General features: G+C 66.9%; 18 protein-coding genes. 15 read left to right on the top strand and 3 right to left on the bottom strand.

Going from position 1 to position 18,787, the window contains the following annotated elements:
- Positions 1–100 precede the first annotated feature (100 nt).
- From DPM12_RS12080 to DPM12_RS12050, 7 genes are all read left to right on the top strand, one after another.
- Positions 101–1,366, top strand: a complete 1,266-nt coding sequence (locus DPM12_RS12080) for an ROK family transcriptional regulator (RefSeq protein WP_211658902.1) — start codon at positions 101–103, stop codon at positions 1,364–1,366.
- A gap of 45 nt (positions 1,367–1,411) precedes the next feature.
- A complete protein-coding gene (locus DPM12_RS12075) occupies positions 1,412–2,746 on the top strand; it encodes an ABC transporter substrate-binding protein (protein ID WP_112258579.1) in 1,335 nt (444 codons plus the stop codon).
- Positions 2,736–3,695 carry a carbohydrate ABC transporter permease gene (locus DPM12_RS12070; protein ID WP_211658899.1) on the top strand — a complete coding sequence of 320 codons (960 nt, stop codon included), beginning with the start codon at positions 2,736–2,738 and terminating at the stop codon, positions 3,693–3,695. Before DPM12_RS12075 ends, DPM12_RS12070 begins: the two co-directional genes overlap by 11 nt.
- Positions 3,692–4,528 carry a carbohydrate ABC transporter permease gene (locus tag DPM12_RS12065; protein ID WP_112258578.1) on the top strand — a complete coding sequence of 279 codons (837 nt, stop codon included), beginning with the start codon at positions 3,692–3,694 and terminating at the stop codon, positions 4,526–4,528. Before DPM12_RS12070 ends, DPM12_RS12065 begins: the two co-directional genes overlap by 4 nt.
- A gap of 216 nt (positions 4,529–4,744) precedes the next feature.
- Complete coding sequence (locus DPM12_RS12060) at positions 4,745–5,524, top strand: SurA N-terminal domain-containing protein (RefSeq protein ID WP_112258577.1); 780 nt, start codon at positions 4,745–4,747, stop codon at positions 5,522–5,524.
- Positions 5,525–5,674: 150 nt separating this feature from the next.
- A complete protein-coding gene (locus tag DPM12_RS12055) occupies positions 5,675–6,811 on the top strand; it encodes a glutathione-independent formaldehyde dehydrogenase (RefSeq protein ID WP_112258576.1) in 1,137 nt (378 codons plus the stop codon).
- 39 nt (positions 6,812–6,850) lie between these two features.
- Complete coding sequence (locus DPM12_RS12050) at positions 6,851–8,458, top strand: TIGR03767 family metallophosphoesterase (RefSeq protein WP_123788398.1); 1,608 nt, start codon at positions 6,851–6,853, stop codon at positions 8,456–8,458.
- An 18-nt stretch (positions 8,459–8,476) separates the two neighbouring features.
- Here the strand turns inward: DPM12_RS12050 and DPM12_RS12045 are convergent, their stop codons facing one another.
- Positions 8,477–9,319: an HAD-IIA family hydrolase gene (locus tag DPM12_RS12045; RefSeq protein ID WP_112258574.1), complete on the bottom strand. Its 843-nt coding sequence runs from the start codon at positions 9,317–9,319 to the stop codon at positions 8,477–8,479.
- 104 nt (positions 9,320–9,423) lie between these two features.
- On the opposite strand from DPM12_RS12045, the gene DPM12_RS12040 reads away from it, so the two are divergent.
- Positions 9,424–10,464 carry a LacI family DNA-binding transcriptional regulator gene (locus tag DPM12_RS12040; protein WP_112258573.1) on the top strand — a complete coding sequence of 347 codons (1,041 nt, stop codon included), beginning with the start codon at positions 9,424–9,426 and terminating at the stop codon, positions 10,462–10,464.
- A 43-nt stretch (positions 10,465–10,507) separates the two neighbouring features.
- Here the strand turns inward: DPM12_RS12040 and DPM12_RS12035 are convergent, their stop codons facing one another.
- Entirely contained in the window at positions 10,508–12,676 is a 2,169-nt protein-coding gene (locus tag DPM12_RS12035; protein ID WP_112258678.1) for an MMPL family transporter, read from the bottom strand.
- Between the two features lie 53 nt (positions 12,677–12,729).
- Between DPM12_RS12035 and DPM12_RS12030 the strand changes: the two genes are divergently transcribed.
- Positions 12,730–13,002: a hypothetical protein gene (locus DPM12_RS12030; RefSeq protein ID WP_425467591.1), complete on the top strand. Its 273-nt coding sequence runs from the start codon at positions 12,730–12,732 to the stop codon at positions 13,000–13,002.
- A 38-nt stretch (positions 13,003–13,040) separates the two neighbouring features.
- Here the strand turns inward: DPM12_RS12030 and DPM12_RS12025 are convergent, their stop codons facing one another.
- Entirely contained in the window at positions 13,041–14,339 is a 1,299-nt protein-coding gene (locus DPM12_RS12025) for a coiled-coil domain-containing protein (protein ID WP_112258572.1), read from the bottom strand.
- 247 nt (positions 14,340–14,586) lie between these two features.
- Here DPM12_RS12025 and mce point away from each other — a divergent pair, with 247 nt between their 5' ends.
- The 6 genes from mce to DPM12_RS12000 all read left to right on the top strand — a co-directional run bounded on the left by mce (position 14,587) and on the right by DPM12_RS12000 (position 18,688).
- Positions 14,587–15,006 carry a methylmalonyl-CoA epimerase gene (gene mce / locus DPM12_RS12020; RefSeq protein ID WP_112258677.1) on the top strand — a complete coding sequence of 140 codons (420 nt, stop codon included), beginning with the start codon at positions 14,587–14,589 and terminating at the stop codon, positions 15,004–15,006.
- Positions 15,007–15,045: 39 nt separating this feature from the next.
- Positions 15,046–16,233, top strand: a complete 1,188-nt coding sequence (locus DPM12_RS12015) for an acetyl-CoA C-acetyltransferase (RefSeq protein WP_112258571.1) — start codon at positions 15,046–15,048, stop codon at positions 16,231–16,233.
- A gap of 2 nt (positions 16,234–16,235) precedes the next feature.
- Positions 16,236–17,189, top strand: a complete 954-nt coding sequence (meaB, locus tag DPM12_RS12010) for a methylmalonyl Co-A mutase-associated GTPase MeaB (protein ID WP_112258570.1) — start codon at positions 16,236–16,238, stop codon at positions 17,187–17,189.
- Between the two features lie 136 nt (positions 17,190–17,325).
- On the top strand, positions 17,326–17,478 hold the full coding sequence (locus DPM12_RS23210; RefSeq protein WP_158542870.1) for a hypothetical protein: 153 nt from the start codon (positions 17,326–17,328) through the stop codon (positions 17,476–17,478).
- 9 nt (positions 17,479–17,487) lie between these two features.
- On the top strand, positions 17,488–18,171 hold the full coding sequence (locus tag DPM12_RS12005) for a PH domain-containing protein (RefSeq protein ID WP_112258569.1): 684 nt from the start codon (positions 17,488–17,490) through the stop codon (positions 18,169–18,171).
- 10 nt (positions 18,172–18,181) lie between these two features.
- On the top strand, positions 18,182–18,688 hold the full coding sequence (locus tag DPM12_RS12000) for a MarR family winged helix-turn-helix transcriptional regulator (RefSeq protein WP_170313697.1): 507 nt from the start codon (positions 18,182–18,184) through the stop codon (positions 18,686–18,688).
- The last annotated feature ends 99 nt before the right edge of the window (positions 18,689–18,787 follow it).

Below are 18,787 nucleotides of genomic sequence, written 5' to 3'. Positions count from 1 at the left end.
CTCACGACCATTGTCGAATTAGTTTCGTACGGTCCATAATAAATATGCTAGCGTACATGACCCGACACAACGATCGAGCGGTGGATGTGAGGGAGCGCCAGTGGACGGGATAGTGGCGGTCGGTACCGAGTTCATGCGGGAGCTGAACTCGTCCGCGATCTTGCGCCAGCTGCGGGCCGAGACCAGCATGAGCGTGTCCGCACTGGCCAAGGCAGTCGGGCTGTCACGGCAGGCGGTCACTCGCTCCCTCAACGCGCTCGAATCCGAGGGATTGATCGAGTTCGAGGGTCCGGACCGGGAATCGACGCGCGCGGGCCGGCCGGCGCAGCTGGTGCGTTTCCGGGCCGAGGCGGGGTACGTGCTCGGCCTGTCGATCAGTCCGCAAGACCTGCGGGTGGCCCTGGCGGACCTCGGTGGCACCGTCGCGGGATCCGAGGTCGTCCAGCTGCCCGCCGGCGTCCGCGGCGACGAGGCGGTGCACACGCTGCTCGACACCGTGCGACGGGTACTCGAGTCGGCAGCGGTGGCGAGCGACGACGTGTGGTTCACCTCGGTGGGCGCGCCGGGCATCGTCGATCCGGCGGCCGGCGTCATCAAACTCATCCCGAGCATGCCCGGCCTCGCCGGGGACATCCTGGTCCGCCGCCTCGCAGAGACGCTTGGTGGGCCGGTCTACCTGGACAACGACGTGAAGCTGGCCACGCAGGGCGAGCGGTGGCGCGGCGCGGAGCGGCGCGAGGACTCGCTGGTGATGGTGCACTGGGGCGAGCGCGTGGGTGCCGGCATCGTCCTGCACGGTGAGCTCTATCGCGGCGCGTCGAACGACGCCGGCGATGTCGGCTTCCTCGATCTGCTCGCGGAAAGTTCCGCTGCTACGCGCTCCCCGCAGGGCCTGGGTCCGTTCGAAGAATGGGTCGGAGCGGTGGAGATCGTCCGGCTCGCCTCGGTAGCCGCGGAACGGTGCGGCGACGACGAGTTCCGGTCGCGGCTCGCAGGCGCCGGGGAGCGCGCATTGGGCATCGTGCTCGACGCCGTCGTCGATGGCGCTCCGGCCGCGCTGGAGGCGATCGACGTCGTCGCCGGCCGGTTCGCCAAGGGCGTGGCCGCGATCCGCGCCGTTCTCGATCCCCGGCTGATCGTCATCGGAGGTCCGCTGGCCAGATGCGGGGAGACGCTCCTTGCGGCGGTGCGGCGGCAGCTGGATCAGCAGCCGTTGAACCAACCGGCGCTGGAGGTGTCAACCCTCGGTGACGATGCCGTCGTCTACGGGGCCTTGCATCACTCGCTGGAGGAGATCGACCGGACCACGTTCGACCGCGTCAGAGGCCCACTGACGACGACCACGGCACCCCGGAAGGGTGCCTAGCCCGGTATCCGGCCAGTGCCGGTAACCCCGATGAAGGAGAAGGTCATGCGTAAGACGGCACCATTCCGGCGGCCCGGCGCACTGCTCGCCCTCGGCACCACGGCGGCATTGGCCCTGGCTGCGTGCGCGGGCGGCTCGGGCGGGGGTGAGACGAATCAGTCGGACAACGACGTGTCGACCACCATCACCGATGAACCGGTCACGCTCACCCTGTCCTACACCAACGAACCGCCAACCGAAGACCTGATCGACGGCTTCACCGAGCATCACCCGAACGTCACCATCGACGCCCAGCAAACCCCGTTCAACGACTACGTCAAGTCGATCAAACTGGCGATGTCGTCGGACGATCCGCCGGATATCGCGCAGTACAACCCCGGTGCCATGAACACCCTGGTCCCGGCCGGGCTCATCCTGGACCTCGGACCCTGGGCAGAGGCGTACGGCTGGAGTGAAAAGTTCCCGGCGGCCAGCCTGGAAGTTCTCAGCTCGGACGAATCGGCCCAGCAGTTCGGCACCGGCAACCTCTACGCCGCACCCGGCGCGCTGTCCGTCCTCGGCGTGTTCTACAACACGTCGATCCTGGACGATGCCGGTGTCGACGGGGCGCCCGCGACGCTTGAGGAGTTCGAGGAGGCGATGCGGCAGGTGCAGGATTCCGGGACCGACCCGCTGAGCGTCGGCGGCCTGGAAGTCGGCGGCTTTCACATCTGGAACGCGCTGCTCAACGTCCTCGGTGACGTAGAAGACTACCGGGCGTGGGTGTACGGCGAGGACGGCGCGACAATCGAGAACGACGGCGCCGCCGAGGCCACCGACACGCTCATCGAATGGGTCGACGAGGGGTACATCCCATCGTCGGCGAATGCCACCGCCGACAGCGACGCGCAGGCGAACTTCGCCAACGGCGAGAGCGCGTTCCTGATCACCGGAAACTGGGCGGCGGCAGACCTGGAATCGGAAATGGGTGAGGACGTCGGATTCTTCCTCATGCCCACGGCGTCCGGCGAGCCCGCCACCGTAGCCTCGGGGGCGAGCGTCGCATACGCTATCTCGTCGAAGACCGAGCACCCCAACGTGGCCGCCGCGTTCCTCGACTACCTCAGCTCGGAAGAAGCCGCTCAGATCCAGTTCGAGGGTGGATTCATGCCGATCAACACCGAAGCCGAACTCGGCGCCGAAGGAGTGCGGGCCGAGATCGCGGACAGCTTCGCCACCGTGGTCGAGAACGACGGGATCGTGCCGTTCCCCGACTTCGCCTCGCCGGGAATGATCGACAAGCTGACTCCGGGCGTGCAGGGGCTCATCAGCGAGACGATGACGCGTGACGAGTTCCTGCGCTCCTTGCAGGAATCGTGGGACGAGCACCATGCCGGATGACCTGGCCATGTCCCCCTCTCCGCCACGGGCCGGCGCTGCTCGTGGCGGAGAGGAGAACGCGGTCCGGCGGACGCGTCGCCTGCCGCGCGGGAGCCGGCGGGCGAAGGGTCTGCTTTACGTGCTGCCCGCACTCGCCGTCTACGTGGGCTTTGCCATCTGGCCGGCGCTGAGCACGCTTCGCCTGTCGTTCCTCGAATGGGACGGCATCCTGCCGCCGGTCTGGGCGGCGTTCGAGAACTACGTCGAGATCTTCCAGGATCCGGCGCTCTACGAGGCCATCCTGCACAGCCTGATACTGATCATCTTCTTCTCGTTCGTTCCCGTCGTTATCGGGCTGTTGATGACGGCCTTGCTGCTCGGGCGGGTACGCACCGGGATGACGTTCTTCCGGGTGGTGTTCTTCCTCCCCCAGGTGCTGCCACTCGTCGCCGTCGGAGTGACCTGGCGCTGGCTCTACGCCGAGAACGGCGTCATCAACCAGTTCCTCGAAGTGATCGGTCTCGGCGGGATCACCCGCGCGTGGCTCGGTGACTACCACCTGGCCCTGGTAGCGCTCGGCCTCATCGGCACGTGGACGATGAGCGGGCTGTGCATGATGCTCTTCCTCGCCGGCGCACAGAAGATCGACACGTCGCTGTACGAAGCCGCCATCATCGACGGAGCCGGGCCGTTCCAGCAGTTCCGCCACGTCACGCTGCCCGGAGTTCGCCGGGAGATCACGATCGCCGCGGTGATCACCACGATCGCCGCGCTCGCCAGTTTCGACCTCGTCTTCGTGACGACGAACGGCGGCCCCGCCGGGCAGACGAACGTGCCCGCACTGCTCGTGTACCGGCTGGCCTTCAACGAAGGCAACATCGGCAGCGCCAGCGCGCTGGCCGTGGTACTGACCGTGATCGTGATCGGGTTCGTCAGTGCGATCCGCTACTTCGCGCGGGAGGACAGATGAGACCTCGGGCCGGTAGCAAGATCGGCGGCGTCAGCGTCCGGTACGCCGTCCTCGTGATCCTCGCGCTCATGGTGCTGTTGCCGTTCGTCAGCATCATTCTGGCGGCCTTGCATGCACCGGGTTCACAGATCAGCGGGCTGAGCATTCCCGATCAGTGGTCCTGGCAGAACTTCACGCTCGCGTGGGAGCAGGGCAACTTCACCAATCTGATGCGCTCAAGCATGATCATCGCTTTCGGCGTGGTGCCGCTCGCGGTGCTGCTCGCCACGTTGGCCGCCTACGGCCTGTCGATTCTCAAGGTGTGGGGTAACCGGGTGCTCTCGCTCGGGTTCGTCCTGGGGCTCACGTTGCCCGTCGAGCTCGTCGTGGTGGCGCTGTATTTCAACCTGCGCGAGGTCGGCCTCACCAACTCCTACATCGGCATCATCCTGGCCGAGGCGGCACTGTTCCTGCCGTTCGGCGTGTACTGGATGCAGGCACATTTCTCCAGCATGCCCGAAGAACTGGTCGAGGCGGCGCGCATCGATGGTGCCCGGGACATGATGGTCCTGGTACGGGTGCTGTTGCCGATCTCGTGGCCGGCCATCACCACGTTGTCGGTGCTGTATTTCATGTGGTCGTGGAATCAGTTCCTGCTGGTGCTGGTGATGATGCAGGATCCCGACCGGAGAACCGCACCGGCGGGTCTGGGGTTGTTCGTCGGGCAGTACTCGACCGATATTCCCTTGCTAGCGGCGGCCAGCGTGATCGTCATCGCGCCGATCGTGATCGTCTACCTGACCTTCCAGCGCAGCTTCGTCAACGGAATCACTCAGGGAGCCGTCAAGGGCTAGCAGGGTTGCCGCGGTTCGTCATCGGTATAGATCGCGCCCTTGGATCATGTGCCTGACAGGGGAAGATTCGGGTCGTGTGGGGCAATGCCGGACAGCTATTCATGTTCCTCATCGGGCGCCGCCGAGTTCGGGCATCGTGGCAGGCCAGCGTGGTAGCGTGGACGGCCACGACCTGCTGAAAAGGGAAGTATTTGTGTTCCAGAAAAGGAAGTGCCTGTGTTCAAAAAGACATTGTTGAGTATCGGTCTTGCTATTTCTCTCGCCAGCGTAGCAGCATGTGGTGAAGACGGGGAAGAGGAAAATGACGAGGCCTCGTCGGAGCAAGAGCAAGAAGAGCAAGAAGACAATGAGCAACAGCAGCAGGGAATGCCGGAGCCGCCCGACCTGGAGGAAATTCCGGACGTCGTTGCTGAAGTAAACGGCAGCGAGATCCCGAAGGAAGATTTCGTCTCCTCCTACGAGCGCCAGTACCAGCAGATGGCGATGCAGTCCCAGCAGTCGGGCCAAGAACTCGGCGATGAGCAGGTGGAACAGCTCAAGCAGCAGACCGCCGAGGGACTCGTCGACACCGAGCTTCTCGTGCAAGAGGCGGAGAACCGCGGGTTCGAGGCTTCCGAGGAAGACGTCAACGAGACGCTGGGAGATCTCGCCGAGCAAAACGGCATGGAATCGGGCGAAGATTTCAAGAACGCCGTGAAAGAGCAGCAGGGCATGGAAGAAGAAGAATTGATGTCCCAGCTCGAGATCCAGGTGAAATTGGAGCAGCTCGTCTCCGACGAGGCCGGTGAAATCGACCCCACGGAGGAGGAGCTGCAAGAGCTCTATGATCAGTCCAAAGAGCAGCGAGAGCAGATGGGTACCGCGGAGGACATGGATTCCTTCGAGGAGATGAAGCCACAGCTCGAAGAGCAGGCCAAGGCTCAAGAGGAAAACGAAGCCGTCCAGGCTCTGATCAGCGATCTGCGCGAGGACGCGGAGATCACGATCAACGTGTAGCTCCACGCCGCCTGATCATCGAGGATCACGCCGAATCAAGGCCGGCGCGATCCTCGATGATCAGGGAGCGGGTGTGAGGGTGTGGCCTTCGTGCATGTGCCTCCATGTCGCGGGTACAGCGACGCTGTATCGGCATGAGAGGAGGAGCTGATGAAGGCCGTCGTGTACCAGGGACCCGAACGGATCGAGGTCCAAGAGGTCGACGATCCCCGAATCGAGGCGCCCACTGACGTCGTCGTGCGCATCACGACGACGGCTATCTGCGGTAGCGATCTGCACATGTACGAAGGCCGTACCGCTGCCGAACCGGGGATCGTCTTCGGCCACGAGAACCTCGGCGTCGTCGAAGAAGTGGGCCAGGGAGTCACCACCGTCCGCCAGGGCGATCGGGTCGTCCTGCCGTTCAATGTCGCCTGTGGTTTCTGCCGGAACTGCCGCGCGAAGAACACGGCGTTCTGCCTCACCGTCAATCCAGGCGCCGCCGGCGGCGCCTACGGCTATGTCGGCATGGGGCCGTACCGGGGTGGACAGGCGGAATACCTGCGCGTGCCGTTCGCGGATTTCAACTGCGTACAGCTGCCCCCGGGCGAGGAACACGAGAACGATTTCGCGATGCTCGCCGACATCTTCGCCACTGGCTACCACGCCACCGAGATGGCCGACGTCAACCCGGGCGAGTCGGTTGCCGTCTACGGTGCCGGCCCCGTCGGCCTGATGGCCGCGTACTCGGCGCTGATCCGGGGCGCCGCCACCGTCTTCGTCGTTGACAAGGTGGCCAACAGGCTCCGCCTGGCCGAGAGCATCGGCGCCATCCCGATCGACTACTCGGCTGGTGATCCAAACGAACAGATCCAGGACCGCAACAACGGCCGCACGGACAAGGGCATCGACGCGGTCGGGTACCAGGCAACGGTCTCCGAAGGAGAGGAGCAGCCCGCACTGGTGCTGAACAACCTCGTCGAGACGGTCCGCGCCACCGGGGCACTGGGCGTCGTCGGCCTGTACCTGACCTCGGACCCGGGTGGGCCGGACGAGAACGCGCGAGAAGGGCGCTTGCTGTTCGACATCGGGAAGTTCTTCGAGAAGGGCCTGCGCATGGGAACTGGCCAGGCGAATTCGAAGGTTTACAGCGAGTTCTTGCGTGATCTGATCATCGCCGGCCGTGCGGAGCCGAGTTTCGTGGTTTCCAGGGAGCTCCCGCTGCGTGAGGCCCCGGATGCGTACGCGAGATTCGACCGGCGGGAAGAAGGCTACTCCAAGGTCGTCCTGAAACCCTCCCTCCGCTGATCATGAACACTAGTTGACCTATATAGTCAACTAGTGTTCATGACCACGAGTTGGCCCACCAGCGTCGACCGGACGATCCAGCGCGGTGCCGTGCAGCGCACCGGGCCGGCGCAGTCATACCACGTCCTGACCGACGCACCCGGTGAGGCGCACGTCGCCCGCGAGGATCTGGCGGTCCGCCGCTCCGGCACGCCCGGCCGCAGTCTCGCCTACATCGCCCACCTCACCGACATCCAGCTGCTCGACGTGCAGTCCCCGGCCCGGCTGGAGGTCCTGCACGGGTTCGGTGACAGCGCCGACACGCGGCGCCTCCTGCCCATGCAGCGTCCGCAAGAGCTCCTGGCCCCGCACGCCACCGACGCGCTGATCCGTACCCTGAACCGGATCCGGATCAGCCCGCTGACCGGCGCCGCGCTGGACCTCGCCATGACCACGGGCGACAACGTCGACAACATGCAGTGGAACGAGATGCAGGCCTACGTGCGCCTGCTCTCGGGAGGGCCGGTGCAGCTCGACTCCGGCGGTCCGGTATACGAGGGCACGCAAGACGGCAGCGTGGACTGGGCGTGGAATCCCGAGAGGGCCGACGTCGGGTGGGCACACGCGCACGGGTTCCCGGCCGTCCCGGGCCTGGTGGAGGCCGGGCTGCGGCCGTTTCACGCGACGGGGCTGGACGTGCCGTGGGTGACCTGCCACGGCAATCACGACGGGCTGGTCCAGGGCCGCACGGCGGCCACACCCGAGCTGGAAAAGGTCATGACCGGCGATCGCAAGGTGTACGGCATCCCGCCGGGTCCCCTGGGGGATTTCGTCACCAACCCGATGCACCTGTTCTCCGGACCGTGCCGGCAGGTCCACGCGAGCGCCGAGCGCCGCCCGGCGAAACGCGGCGAGTTCGTCCGCGCTCACTTCGACGACGGGGGCCAGCCCCACGGGCACGGTTTCACGGCCGAGAACGTGGATGCCGGTACGGCCTACTACGCCCACGACGCCATCCCCGGCGTGCGGATCATCATGCTGGACACCACCAACCCGGCCGGGCACTTCGAGGGCAGCATCGACGAGCGCCAGCTGGCCTGGCTGGAGGCGCGGCTGGCCGAGGTGCACGTGCGCCATCACGACGCCGGCGGGCGCGTGGTCTCCGGCGGGGGAGACGAGCGCCTGGTACTGATCGCGTCGCACCATCCGCGGGCGAGCATGACGAACGACATCGCCCCGGCGGCGGATCATCCGGATGCCGGCCGGCGGATCCTGGGTGACGAACTGGCCGGCGTGCTCGATCGCTACCCCAACGTGCTGGCGTGGATCAGCGGCCACACGCACCGCCATCACGTGCGCCTGCATCAGGGACAGAGGCACCCATTCTGGGAGATCACGACGGGCTCGATCATGGAGTGGCCGAGCCAGGCGCGGCTGCTGGAGATCGTCGAGAACGACGACGGTACGGTATCGCTGGTCTCCACGATCGTGGATCACGACACGGCACTCGTTCCCGGCGGCACCGACACCGTCGACGAGCTCGCATCCTGGCACCGGGAGCTGGCCGCCAACAGCCCGTACAGCGTGGGTGGCCGGGACGCGTCGGGAACGGCCGGTGACCGCAACGTCGAGCTCGTGATCCCCGATCCCCGTATCGCGGCGCGTTGACCGGCGGTGACCGGCGGGTCAGTTCACTCCGAGCAGGTGGGGTAGTGCTGCGATGCTGTCCAGGACGTGTGTGGGGCGCCATTCGGTGGCGGCGACCGCCGCGCGGTCACTGACGCCAGACAGTACGACGGCGCTGGCGAAGCCGGCGTGGTGCGCCAGCGCGATGTCGGTGGCCAGGCGATCCCCGACGACCAGGATGTCCCGCGCCGCCACGCCGAGCAATTCCCGGATGCGCGCCGACATGACCGTGGACGGCTTGCCCGCGACGGCGTCGAGCTGCCGGCCCGAGGACGTCTCCAGGGCGGCGATGATGCCCCCGCAGTCGGGAATCTCGCCGTCGGCGGTGGGGCAGGTGGCATCGGGATTCGTGGCGACGAATCGGGCGCCCGCGCGCAGCGCGAAGCAGGCGTCGCGCCACGTGTCGTAGGTGAACGTCCGATCGAACGATGCGAGTACCACGCTGGCCTCGCGCCAGTCGGGCGTGGTAGCGATCCCCGCCTCGTGCAGCTGCTGGTGCAAGATCGGCTCGCCGACCGCGAAGACGGGCTCGTCGGGAGCTTCGGTGCCAAGCCACTGCGCCACCACGACGGCCGAGGTCACCACCTCGTCCTCGGTTGCCGGGATGCCGATGCCGGTCAGCCGCTCGGCGTACTGGCGCGGGGTGCGCAGGGGGTTGTTGGAGACGAAGAGCACGGCGCGTCCCGACGAGCGGATGGCGGAGACGGCTTCGGGTGCGCCGGGAATCGGGACGCCGCTGACGTACAGGGTGCCGTCGAGATCGAAGGCCACGGCCGGGTACGGGCGAGGTGGATCCGGTTCGGCCGGTGCGGCATGGTGCGCCGAGGTTCGAGGGGGCGACATGGGAACGTGGACTCCTTCCACTCCGGATCGCACGGTACTAAATCGATATAGTCGTGCCAAGCTTGTGTGTTCGTGAGGGTGAGCGGCCTCGGAGTGGAGAGTTGATGACGCAACGACCGAAGATCAAGGACGTCGCACGCCGGGCCGGCGTATCGCCCACGCTGGCGAGCTTCGCGCTCAACGGGCGCGAGGGCGTCGGGGAAGAGACCCGGCAGCGCATCCTGGCTGCGGCGGCCGAACTCGGATACCGCGCCAACCCCTATGCACGCGCGCTGCGCACCGGCAGCAGCAATTCATTCGGCCTGTTGATCCGGAACCTGAGCAACCCGATCTTCTTGGACGTCATCGCGGGTGCCCAGGAAGCCGCGGTCTCCTCGGAGACGACGATCCTGATCGCCGACGCCGACTACTCCTTCGAGCGCGAGCGCCAGCACATCGAGCGGTTCGCGGCGCACCACGTCGACGGGCTCGCGATCGCGCCCGTCGGCCCCGGCGAGTCGGTCGACCTGTGGCGCGATCTGCGACCCGGAGCACCCACGGTGGTGCTCTACGCCACGGCTCCCGGTCTCGACGACGTCATCCGCGTCGGCCCCGATGCCCGCCGCGCCGTGCGCCTGGCCGTCGACCACCTCTACGAGCTCGGCCACCGCGACATCGCCTTCCTCACCGCCCCGCGCGAACTGATGGCCGACCACGACCGCCTCGACGAGTTCGAGCTGGCGTGCGCGGACCTCGGCCTCCCGCCCCGTCCCGTGTTCACGCCTCTCAACCTTGCCGCCGTCATGGAACGGGTGACGGCGTTGCTGGATTCGCCCACCCCGCCCACGGCAGTGATCACCAACTCCGACTACACCGCACACGGGGTATACCTGGCTGCCCGGGAGCGGGGCTTCACCGTCGGGCGCGACCTCAGCGTGGTCGGCCACGACGATCTACCCACCGCCGAGCTTCTCGACCCGCCGTTGACGACGATCCGGATGGATGGCCGCGCCCTCGGGCGTGCCCTCTTCGACCGGTTGAGCGGTGCGGATGCCGACCGTGCAGGGGATGGCGATCCCGGTGACGGCGCGGGACGCACCGAGCCGGTGGATCATGCTGAGCCGGTCGAGCTCGTCGTGCGCCGCTCAACCGGCCCCGTCCGCTGATCATGAACACTAATCGACCTATGTATTCGACTAGTGTTCATGATCAGCGGGTTGGGGTGTGGTCGAGTGCCAGGCGTCGCCGGAGCGTGCGCAGTGGACCGGGCGCCCACCAGTTGACCCGCCCCATCAGCTTGAGGACGGACGGAACCAGCAGCATCCGGATGACGGTGGCATCGAGCGCGAGAGCGAACATCATCCCGATACCGATGAACCGCATCATCTGGATCCCGGACAGTGCGAACGCCCCGGTCACGACGATGAGCAGGAGGGCGGCGGACGTGATGACGCGGCCAGATTTGATCATTCCGGTGCGGACCGCGGTCGCGGTGGATGCTCCCGCCTCGTGCGCTTCGACGATCCGGGAGAGCAAGAAGACCTCGTAATCGGTGGACAGGCCAAAGATCACGGCAGCCATCAGCACGACCACACCGATCTCCATCGGCTGCGGCGTCACGTCGAGCAGGCCGGCGCCGTGCCCCTCGACAAAGATCCATGTCAGCACGCCGAACGTCGCGGACAGGCTGACGGCGGCCATGACAGCCGCCTTCAGCGGCAGGACGATCGAACCGAAGGCGAGGAACAGCAACACGAGCGTCGCGCCCACCAGGATGGCGGTCATGAGCGGGAGCCGGTCGGTGATGGCGTCGAGGCTGTCCACGTTCAGTGCCGTGACGCCACCCACCAGCACCTCCACACCGTCCGGCGGCTCCAGAGAGCGGATCGCATCGACGGCGTCCTCCGCCGGCCGATCCGTGACGGCGCCGGGAAACCGCGCTTCGAGAACGACGATCGACGCGTCGGGTGGGCTAGTCCGGTCGACGGCTTCCACCTCGGGCAGTGCGGACACGTCGTCGGCGAAGCGGGCGGCGGTGGTGTCGTCGACGCCGGAAGCGTCGCGGGGAGCGTCGCCCTCCGGGTAAAGCACGATCTGGATGTCGTCCCTGCCGATTTCCGGAAAGCGCTGGTTAAGGTCCTCGGTGGCGATCCTGGCCGGATCGTCCTCGGGAAGCACGCGCTCGTCGGGTGAGCCGAAGGTCGTGTCGAGGAACGGGGAGATGAGCAGCACGAGGATCGCCAGGATGGGCGCGGCGAACAGGAGAGGCCGGTGCATCACCCGATCTGCCAGCCGTCCCCAGAACGTGGCCGTCCGGGCCACCGCATCCTCCGGGCTCCGGTGGCGGAACAGGCGGATCCGCCACGCGTCGATCCGGTCTCCGAGCACGCGAAGGATGGCCGGCAGCGCGGTCAGCGCGACGATGGCGGCCAGGGCGACGGCGGTCATCCCGCCATACGCCAGCGAACCGAGAAAGTCCTGCGGGAACAGCAAGAGCGTGGACAGCGCGACGATGAGGAGCAGCGCCGAGAACGCCACGGTGCGCCCGGCGGTGGCGACGGTGTTGCGTATGGCGTCGTCGACGAGCGCTCCCGACGCACGTTCCTCGCGGTAGCGGCTGACGATGAACAGGCCGTAGTCAATAGCCATACCCAGGCCGAGCAAGCCGGCCACGTTGATCGCGAACTCGTTGACGGTGGTGAACTCCGCGATGAGCCGCAGTATCCCCAGCGCGACCGGCACGGTCAGGGCGCCGATGAGCACCGGAAGCAACGCGGCGACGACGCCGCCGAAGATGATGATCAAAAGGAACGCCACGACGGGCAGGGCGACGCCCTCCGCAAAGAACAGGTCTTGCTTGGTCTGATCGGAGATGGCCGACTGGACCGGTGCCGTTCCGGTGAGCGTGGTCTGCACTCCGTCGTCGTCGACGTGGAGCGCGTCTTTCACCTCGTCGAAAGCGGCCTGGGTATCGCTCGAGTCCTCCCCCGCGAGGGTCACCAGCGCGAGCGCGCTGCGGCCGTCGTCGCTGAGCAGGTACGGCGCGCCGGCGTCCCAGTAGGTTGTGAGATTCGACACGCTCGCATCCGGGAGCGCCGAGAGCGACTCCTGAACGGTGGCCGCGAACTCGTCCGAGTCCGCTCGCTGCCCCGCCGGTGCGGTGTACACGGCAATGACATCGGCCGCCGCGGTCTCGGGAGCGGACTGCATGACCTGCCGCGCCTGGACGGCCTCGCTCCCGGGATCCTCGTAGCCGCCCTGCGTGGTGGCATCGAAGACACCGATGCCGTACCCGCCGCCGACGACGGCGATCACGACGACGGCGGGAAGGATCCTCCAACGCAGGCGAGTGGCGCGGGCGCCCCAACGAGCGAACACAGAACGAGTCTGCGACATGTCGCCCACGCTCACGGTGCCGGGGGTGTCCTGGTATCAGGTGTCGCCGGGGCGTGAGCGACGATGATGACGTGCACGAGACAGTCGAGTCGTGGCCGGACGGCGAGTGGGTCGTCCGTCACATCACGGGGAGCGCGTCCACCAAGCCGTACCGGTGCCCGGGCTGTGACCAAATGATTCCACCGGCCACACCACACGTGGTGGCGTGGCCGGTGGAAAGCCCAACGTTCTTCGGCGGAGGAATCGACGAGCGCCGGCACTGGCATCGCGGGTGCTGGAAGGCCCGGGGCCGTCGCCGGCCCCGGTGACCCCAGCGAAGTGATCCCAGCTTATTCGGTGATCCTCGTCACTTGTCGTCGTCGACGACCTCGGCATCGACGACGTCGTCGCCCGAAGTCTCGCCGCCGGCCTCGAGACCGGGGACGTTGCCGCCCCCGACACCGCCGAGGAGGCTGCGCAGCTGCTGCAGGTGCGAGCTGATGCTGTCGCGCTGGCGGGTGAGCTCGGCGACCTCCCGCTTGGCGTTGGACACGCTCTGGTTCGCCTCGGACTTGGCTTCCGAGAGGATCTTCTCTGCCTGCTGCTTGGCGTCGGCGATGAGGTTGTCGGCGTTCCGGCGAGCGCTGGCCAGCAGCGATTTGGCCTGCTCGTCGGCGTCGCGGCGGACTTTCTCCGCCCTCTCGTTCGCCGTCTTCGCGCGCTCTTCAGCCTCGCCGGCACGCGCCTCGGCGTCGGCCACCATCTTCTGGGTCTCGGAGACCGCGTTCTCGTGCCGCTCGCTGATCTCGCGCTCGAGCTGCTCGCGCTTGGCGACGAGGGTGAGCTCGAGGTCGGTGAGCTCCTTATCCGCGCGCGTCCGGGCATCGTCGAGGATGCTCTGCGCCTCGGCCTTCATCTCGTCGACCTCTTGCTGCGTGCTCTTGCGCAGCTCCTCGACGTCCCGCTTGGTCGTGTTGCGGAGCTCTTCGGCCTCGCGCTTGGCGTTGGCCCGGAGCTCGGCGACCTCGCGCTCGCCTGCCGCGCGGACCCGGTTGAGCTCGCGCTCGGCGTTGGACTTGCGCTCGCTGACCTCTTGCTCCACCGCGGAGCGGATCTTGGACGCCTCGCGCTTCGCGTTCTCGACCAGCTCCTCGGCCTCGCGGGAGGCCGACGAACGGAGCTCTTCGGCCTCGACGCGGGCGTCGTCCACCAGCTCCTCGGCCGTGCGCCGCGCGTTGACCCGCATCTCCGAGGCTTCGTTCTCGGCGGCGGTACGCATCTCGGCGGCCTCGGCCTGCGCAGCGGAACGCATCTCGCCGGCCTCGCTGTCGGCCTGGGCCACGAGCTCGCTCGCTTGCTCTTCAGCCAGCCTGAGCAGCTGCTCGATGCGCGCGCCCAGCCCGGAGTAGGAGGGCCGCTCTACTTCACGCAGCTCCGTGCTGGCTTCGGCCAACTCCTGCCGCAACCGGACGACCTGCTTGTCGAGATCCGAGGCACGGCTGCGCACCTGCGCCAGCGTCGCCTCGAGCTGGCGAATGTGCTGCTCGACCTGGATCCGGTCGTAGCCGCGCATCGCGATCGTGAACCCACCGGTCGGCGAGCCGTCGAAAATCGACAGGCCGTCCGAACCCGTCTCGTTCGCGGTTGCTTCCTGTACCTCGCTCATGGTCTCCCTCGGGGTGCGGCCCTCCCGGGGTCGCACGTCTCGGTCCTTTCGTTGATCAGTGCTCCGTGATCAAGATAGTGGCTGATCGACGCGGTGTTGATCTCCGTGAGCTGCTGCCCGGGATCCCCCGTCGTGCCTCACCGCCCAAGGCAACAGTACCTGCCTACGGTAGTGGTCGAGACGTCGTGCCCACCACCCCTCAATCGGAGGATATGTAAATATCTGGACCCTCTCTAGGGTGATTGTCATGGCCATCTTTACCACGATCGACCACGTCGGCATCGCGGTCCACGATCTGGACGAGGCAGTGGACTGGTATCGCGAGACGTTTGGCATGCAACTCGCGCATCGCGAAGACAACGAGGAGCAGGGCGTCCGGGAGGCGATGCTGTATGTCTCGCCCGGCGATACCGGGGCGCAAATCCAGTTGCTCGCACCCCTGCGACCCGATTCGGCGATCGCGAGCTTTCTCGACCGGTCCGGTCCAGGCGTCCAGCAGATCGCCTACCGCGTCGACGACGTGGCAGCGGCCAGCGCAACGCTGCGTGAGCGGGGAATGCGCCTGCTGTATGACGAGCCGCGACGCGGCACCGGCGGCTCGTTGATCAACTTCGTCCATCCGAAGGATGCCGGAGGGGTCCTGGTGGAGCTCGTCCAGGCACCGTGACGAGGGCCCGCGGGGGACCGGGCACGTTACGCTGAAGGTATGGCGGTCATCGTAGGTGGTGCACGTACCCCCATCGGCAAGTTGCTCGGTTCCCTGTCCGGGTTCAGCGGTGCGGAGCTGGGCGGGTTCGCGATCAAGGGCGCTCTCGACAAGGCTGGTGTGCAGCCGGACGCCGTCGAATACGTGATCATGGGACAGGTGCTCACGGCGGGATGCGGGCAGATTCCGGCCCGCCAGGCCGCCGTGAACGCGGGTGTCCCGATGACGGTTCCCGCGCTCAACGTGAACAAGGTGTGCCTGTCCGGCATCGACGCCATCGCACTCGCCGATCAGCTGGTGCGCGCCGGGGAATTCGACGTGATCGTCGCGGGTGGTATGGAGTCGATGAGCAACGCCCCCCACCTGCTGCCGGGCTCGCGAGCCGGATACAAGTACGGCGACGCACGGCTGCTGGACCACATGGCCTACGACGGCCTGCACGATCACTTCACCGATCAGGCGATGGGTGCGCTCACCGAAGCCGCGAACGAGTCGAGCGCCGGCTCCGTGTCGTTCACCCGCGAGGAACAGGACCAGTTCGCGGCCCGTTCGCACCAGCGCGCCGCCCAGGCGTGGAAGGACGGCACGTTCGACGACGAGGTCGTCGCGGTCGAGATCCCGCAGCGCAAGGGGGATCCGGTGTTCTTCGGGCACGACGAAGGCGTCCGGGCTGACACCACGGCGGAGTCCCTGGCCAGGCTGCGTCCCGCATTCGACCGGGAGGGCACCATCACGGCCGGATCGGCGTCGCAGATCTCCGACGGCGCCTGTGCCGTCGTGGTGATGAGCGAGGCCAAAGCCCGTGAACTCGGCGTGGAACCGCTGGCCACGATCGGCACCCACGGCGTCGTCGCCGGCCCGGACTCGACCCTGCAGAGCCAGCCTGCCCGGGCGATCCGTGCCGCGTGCGAGCGGGCCGGCGTGGCCGTGTCCGAGCTGGGCGCCGTGGAGATCAACGAAGCGTTCGCCGCCGTGGGCCTGGCGTCCACCCGCGAGCTCGGCCTCGACCCGCAGATCGTGAACGTCAACGGCGGGGCCATCGCCATGGGCCACCCGATCGGGATGTCGGGTGCGCGCCTCGTGCTGCATGTGATCCTCGAACTGCGCCGGCGTGGAGGCGGTCAGGGCGCGGCCGCGCTGTGCGGTGGCGGTGGCCAAGGAGACGCGTTGTTGCTGAGGACATCCTGACAGTGGCCGCTGCGGAGCTGACAGATCTGGTCGAGCGCGCCCGTACGGGGGATCCGCGGGCGGTTGCCCGGTTGATCTCTCTCGTCGAGAACGATTCCCCACTGCTGCGCGATGTCATGGCGGCCCTGGTGGCACATGCGGGCTCGGCGCGCGTGATCGGAATCACCGGGTCTCCGGGTGTTGGCAAGTCAACCTTGACGTCCGCTCTGGTCACGGCGTTTCGTGGTCAGGGTCGCCGCGTCGGCGTGCTGGCGGTCGACCCGTCGTCGCCATTCACCGGCGGTGCCCTGCTCGGCGACCGGGTACGCATGCAAGAGCACGCGACCGATGGCGACGTCTATATCCGTTCCATGGCCACCCGCGGCCACCTGGGCGGGCTGGCGGCGGCGACGCCGCAGGCGGTGCGGGTACTCGATGCTGCCGGATGCGAGTTCGTGCTCGTCGAGACCGTCGGTGTGGGGCAATCGGAGATCGAGGTCGCGACCGTGGCGGATACCACCATCGTCTTGCTGGCACCCGGCATGGGCGACGGCATCCAGGCGGCCAAGGCCGGCATCCTGGAGGTCGGCGACGTGTTCGGCGTCAACAAGGCCGACCATGACGGCGCCGAGCACGTCGTGCGTGACCTGAAGGCGATGACGCGGATGGTGGAGCGGGAGCCGGGAGACTGGCGCCAGCCCATCGTGTCCACCGTCGCGTCGCGGGGCGACGGTCTGGACGAGATGATCGACGCGCTCGAGAAGCACCATGCCTGGCTGGCGGAGAGCGGTGAGCTAGAGTCACGTCGCATGCGGCGTACACGTGACGAGATCGAAGCCATCGCGCTCGGCACGTTGCGCCAGCGATTCTCGGAGATCCATGGTGACGAACGGCTCGACACGCTGGCTGCGGAAGTTCTGCGGGGCGCGCTCGACCCGTACGCTGCTGCAGAAGAAGTTGTCGATGCTATGTCATGATCGGTATGTGATGATCGGCGTGGCGAACGGACAGGATGGTGTCTCGTACGTTACAAGTAACACAGTGGCGGGCTTGTGACGTTCAGCGCCGTCAGGACATCATGAGCACGAGCGGCCGGCAGAAGGGAGGGCAGCGATGAAGAAGGCGTTGATCATCTTTCTCATCGCGTTCGTGGTGTACTTCCTTCTGGCCGAGCCTGAGGGGATGGCCGACATGCTGTCCAGCATCGGCTCGTGGTTCGGCGATCTCTTCAGCGCAATCATCACATTCTTCACCGAGCTCATCTAGGCAGATACCGTGCGGACGCCGAAGGACCTGGTCGATGGTCTGGTCGATCGCTTCGTGCGCTGGCTCGACCGAGTAGCCGAAGACGGCCTCGTTCGGCTGATCTGGTGGCGGATCAAGTCCTGGTTCGGCCACCGGATGGTGGCACGCAAGCTTGTCTCCGGCGAGCGGGTGATCGCCGAGGTCTGTCACAGCGGCATCCTGTATATCCTTCCCGTACTCGCTGGTGTGGTGGGGCTTGCCATCGCCGTCTTCTGGGTTCCGTTCGTGTCGGCGAACGTGGCGTGGTTCGGGATCCTGCTGGTGCTGGCGCTGCTCGGCTACGGATTCGGCCGCTCGCTGTATATCGCGCGTGACCGATTCGTCGTCACCGATTCCCGGGTCTATCGGGTGTGGGGCCTGTTCTCGCTGCACGAGGCGGAGATGGAGGTCGTCCGGCTGCTCGACATCACGGTGATGCGGCCGTGGTACCTGCGACCGTTCAACTCGGGTCACCTGGTGCTGGAGAACGCCGCGCAGCAGCAGGGTCTGAAGGACATCCGCTACGTTCCGCGGCCCCACGACCTGGCGCGGGTCATTCACAAGCGCCGACGCGAGATGAGCGGTGCCGGACCGAAGCCTCCGGAGAAGAAGAAACCGAACCCGAAGCGGCCTGACCATCCACCGAACCGGCGGGTAACGGCACGCCGCCGGTAAGGAGGTGCGGGTGTCTGACCCCCTCGACCTGAACTTCGATCCGATCGAGCGAGCCGCGCAGATCTGGGATGAGCGATTCGGGCCGTCCGACGCGATGGCGGCCGCGACGTCGATCATGCGGGTCCAGCAGCTGCTGCTCAGCGAATTCGATCGGATCTGCCGACCGTACGGGCTGACCTTCGCGCGCTACGAGGCGCTGGTGCTGCTGAGTTTCAGCCGCACGGGTGCGCTGCCGATGGCCAAGATCGGGGAGCGGCTGATGGTGCACCCGACCAGCGTCACGAACACGATTCAGCGGTTGGAGACCGCCGGGTTCGTGGTGCGTGAGCCCAACCCGCGCGATGGGCGCGGAACGTTGGCCCGGATCACCGATTCCGGGCGTGACGCGGTCAAGCGCGTCACGGCGGAACTCATGGAGGCCGACTTCGGGTTGCCCGCCCTCGACCGGGACCAGCGGGTGGCGGTGTTCGAGCTGTTGCGCGAGGTGCGCGTCGCGGCCCGCGACTTCTCCCGCTGATTTCTCCCGCTGATCATGAACATTAAGCGACCTATGGGCGGGCTCAAGCGGTGCTTGCAACGTTCATGCTTAGCGGTGGAGGTGGGCGTTGATGGCGTC

It is taken from the genome of Phytoactinopolyspora halophila (assembly GCF_003287285.1).
Lineage (GTDB): Bacteria > Actinomycetota > Actinomycetes > Jiangellales > Jiangellaceae > Phytoactinopolyspora_A > Phytoactinopolyspora_A halophila.
This window is presented reverse-complemented; position numbering and strand designations above follow the sequence as displayed.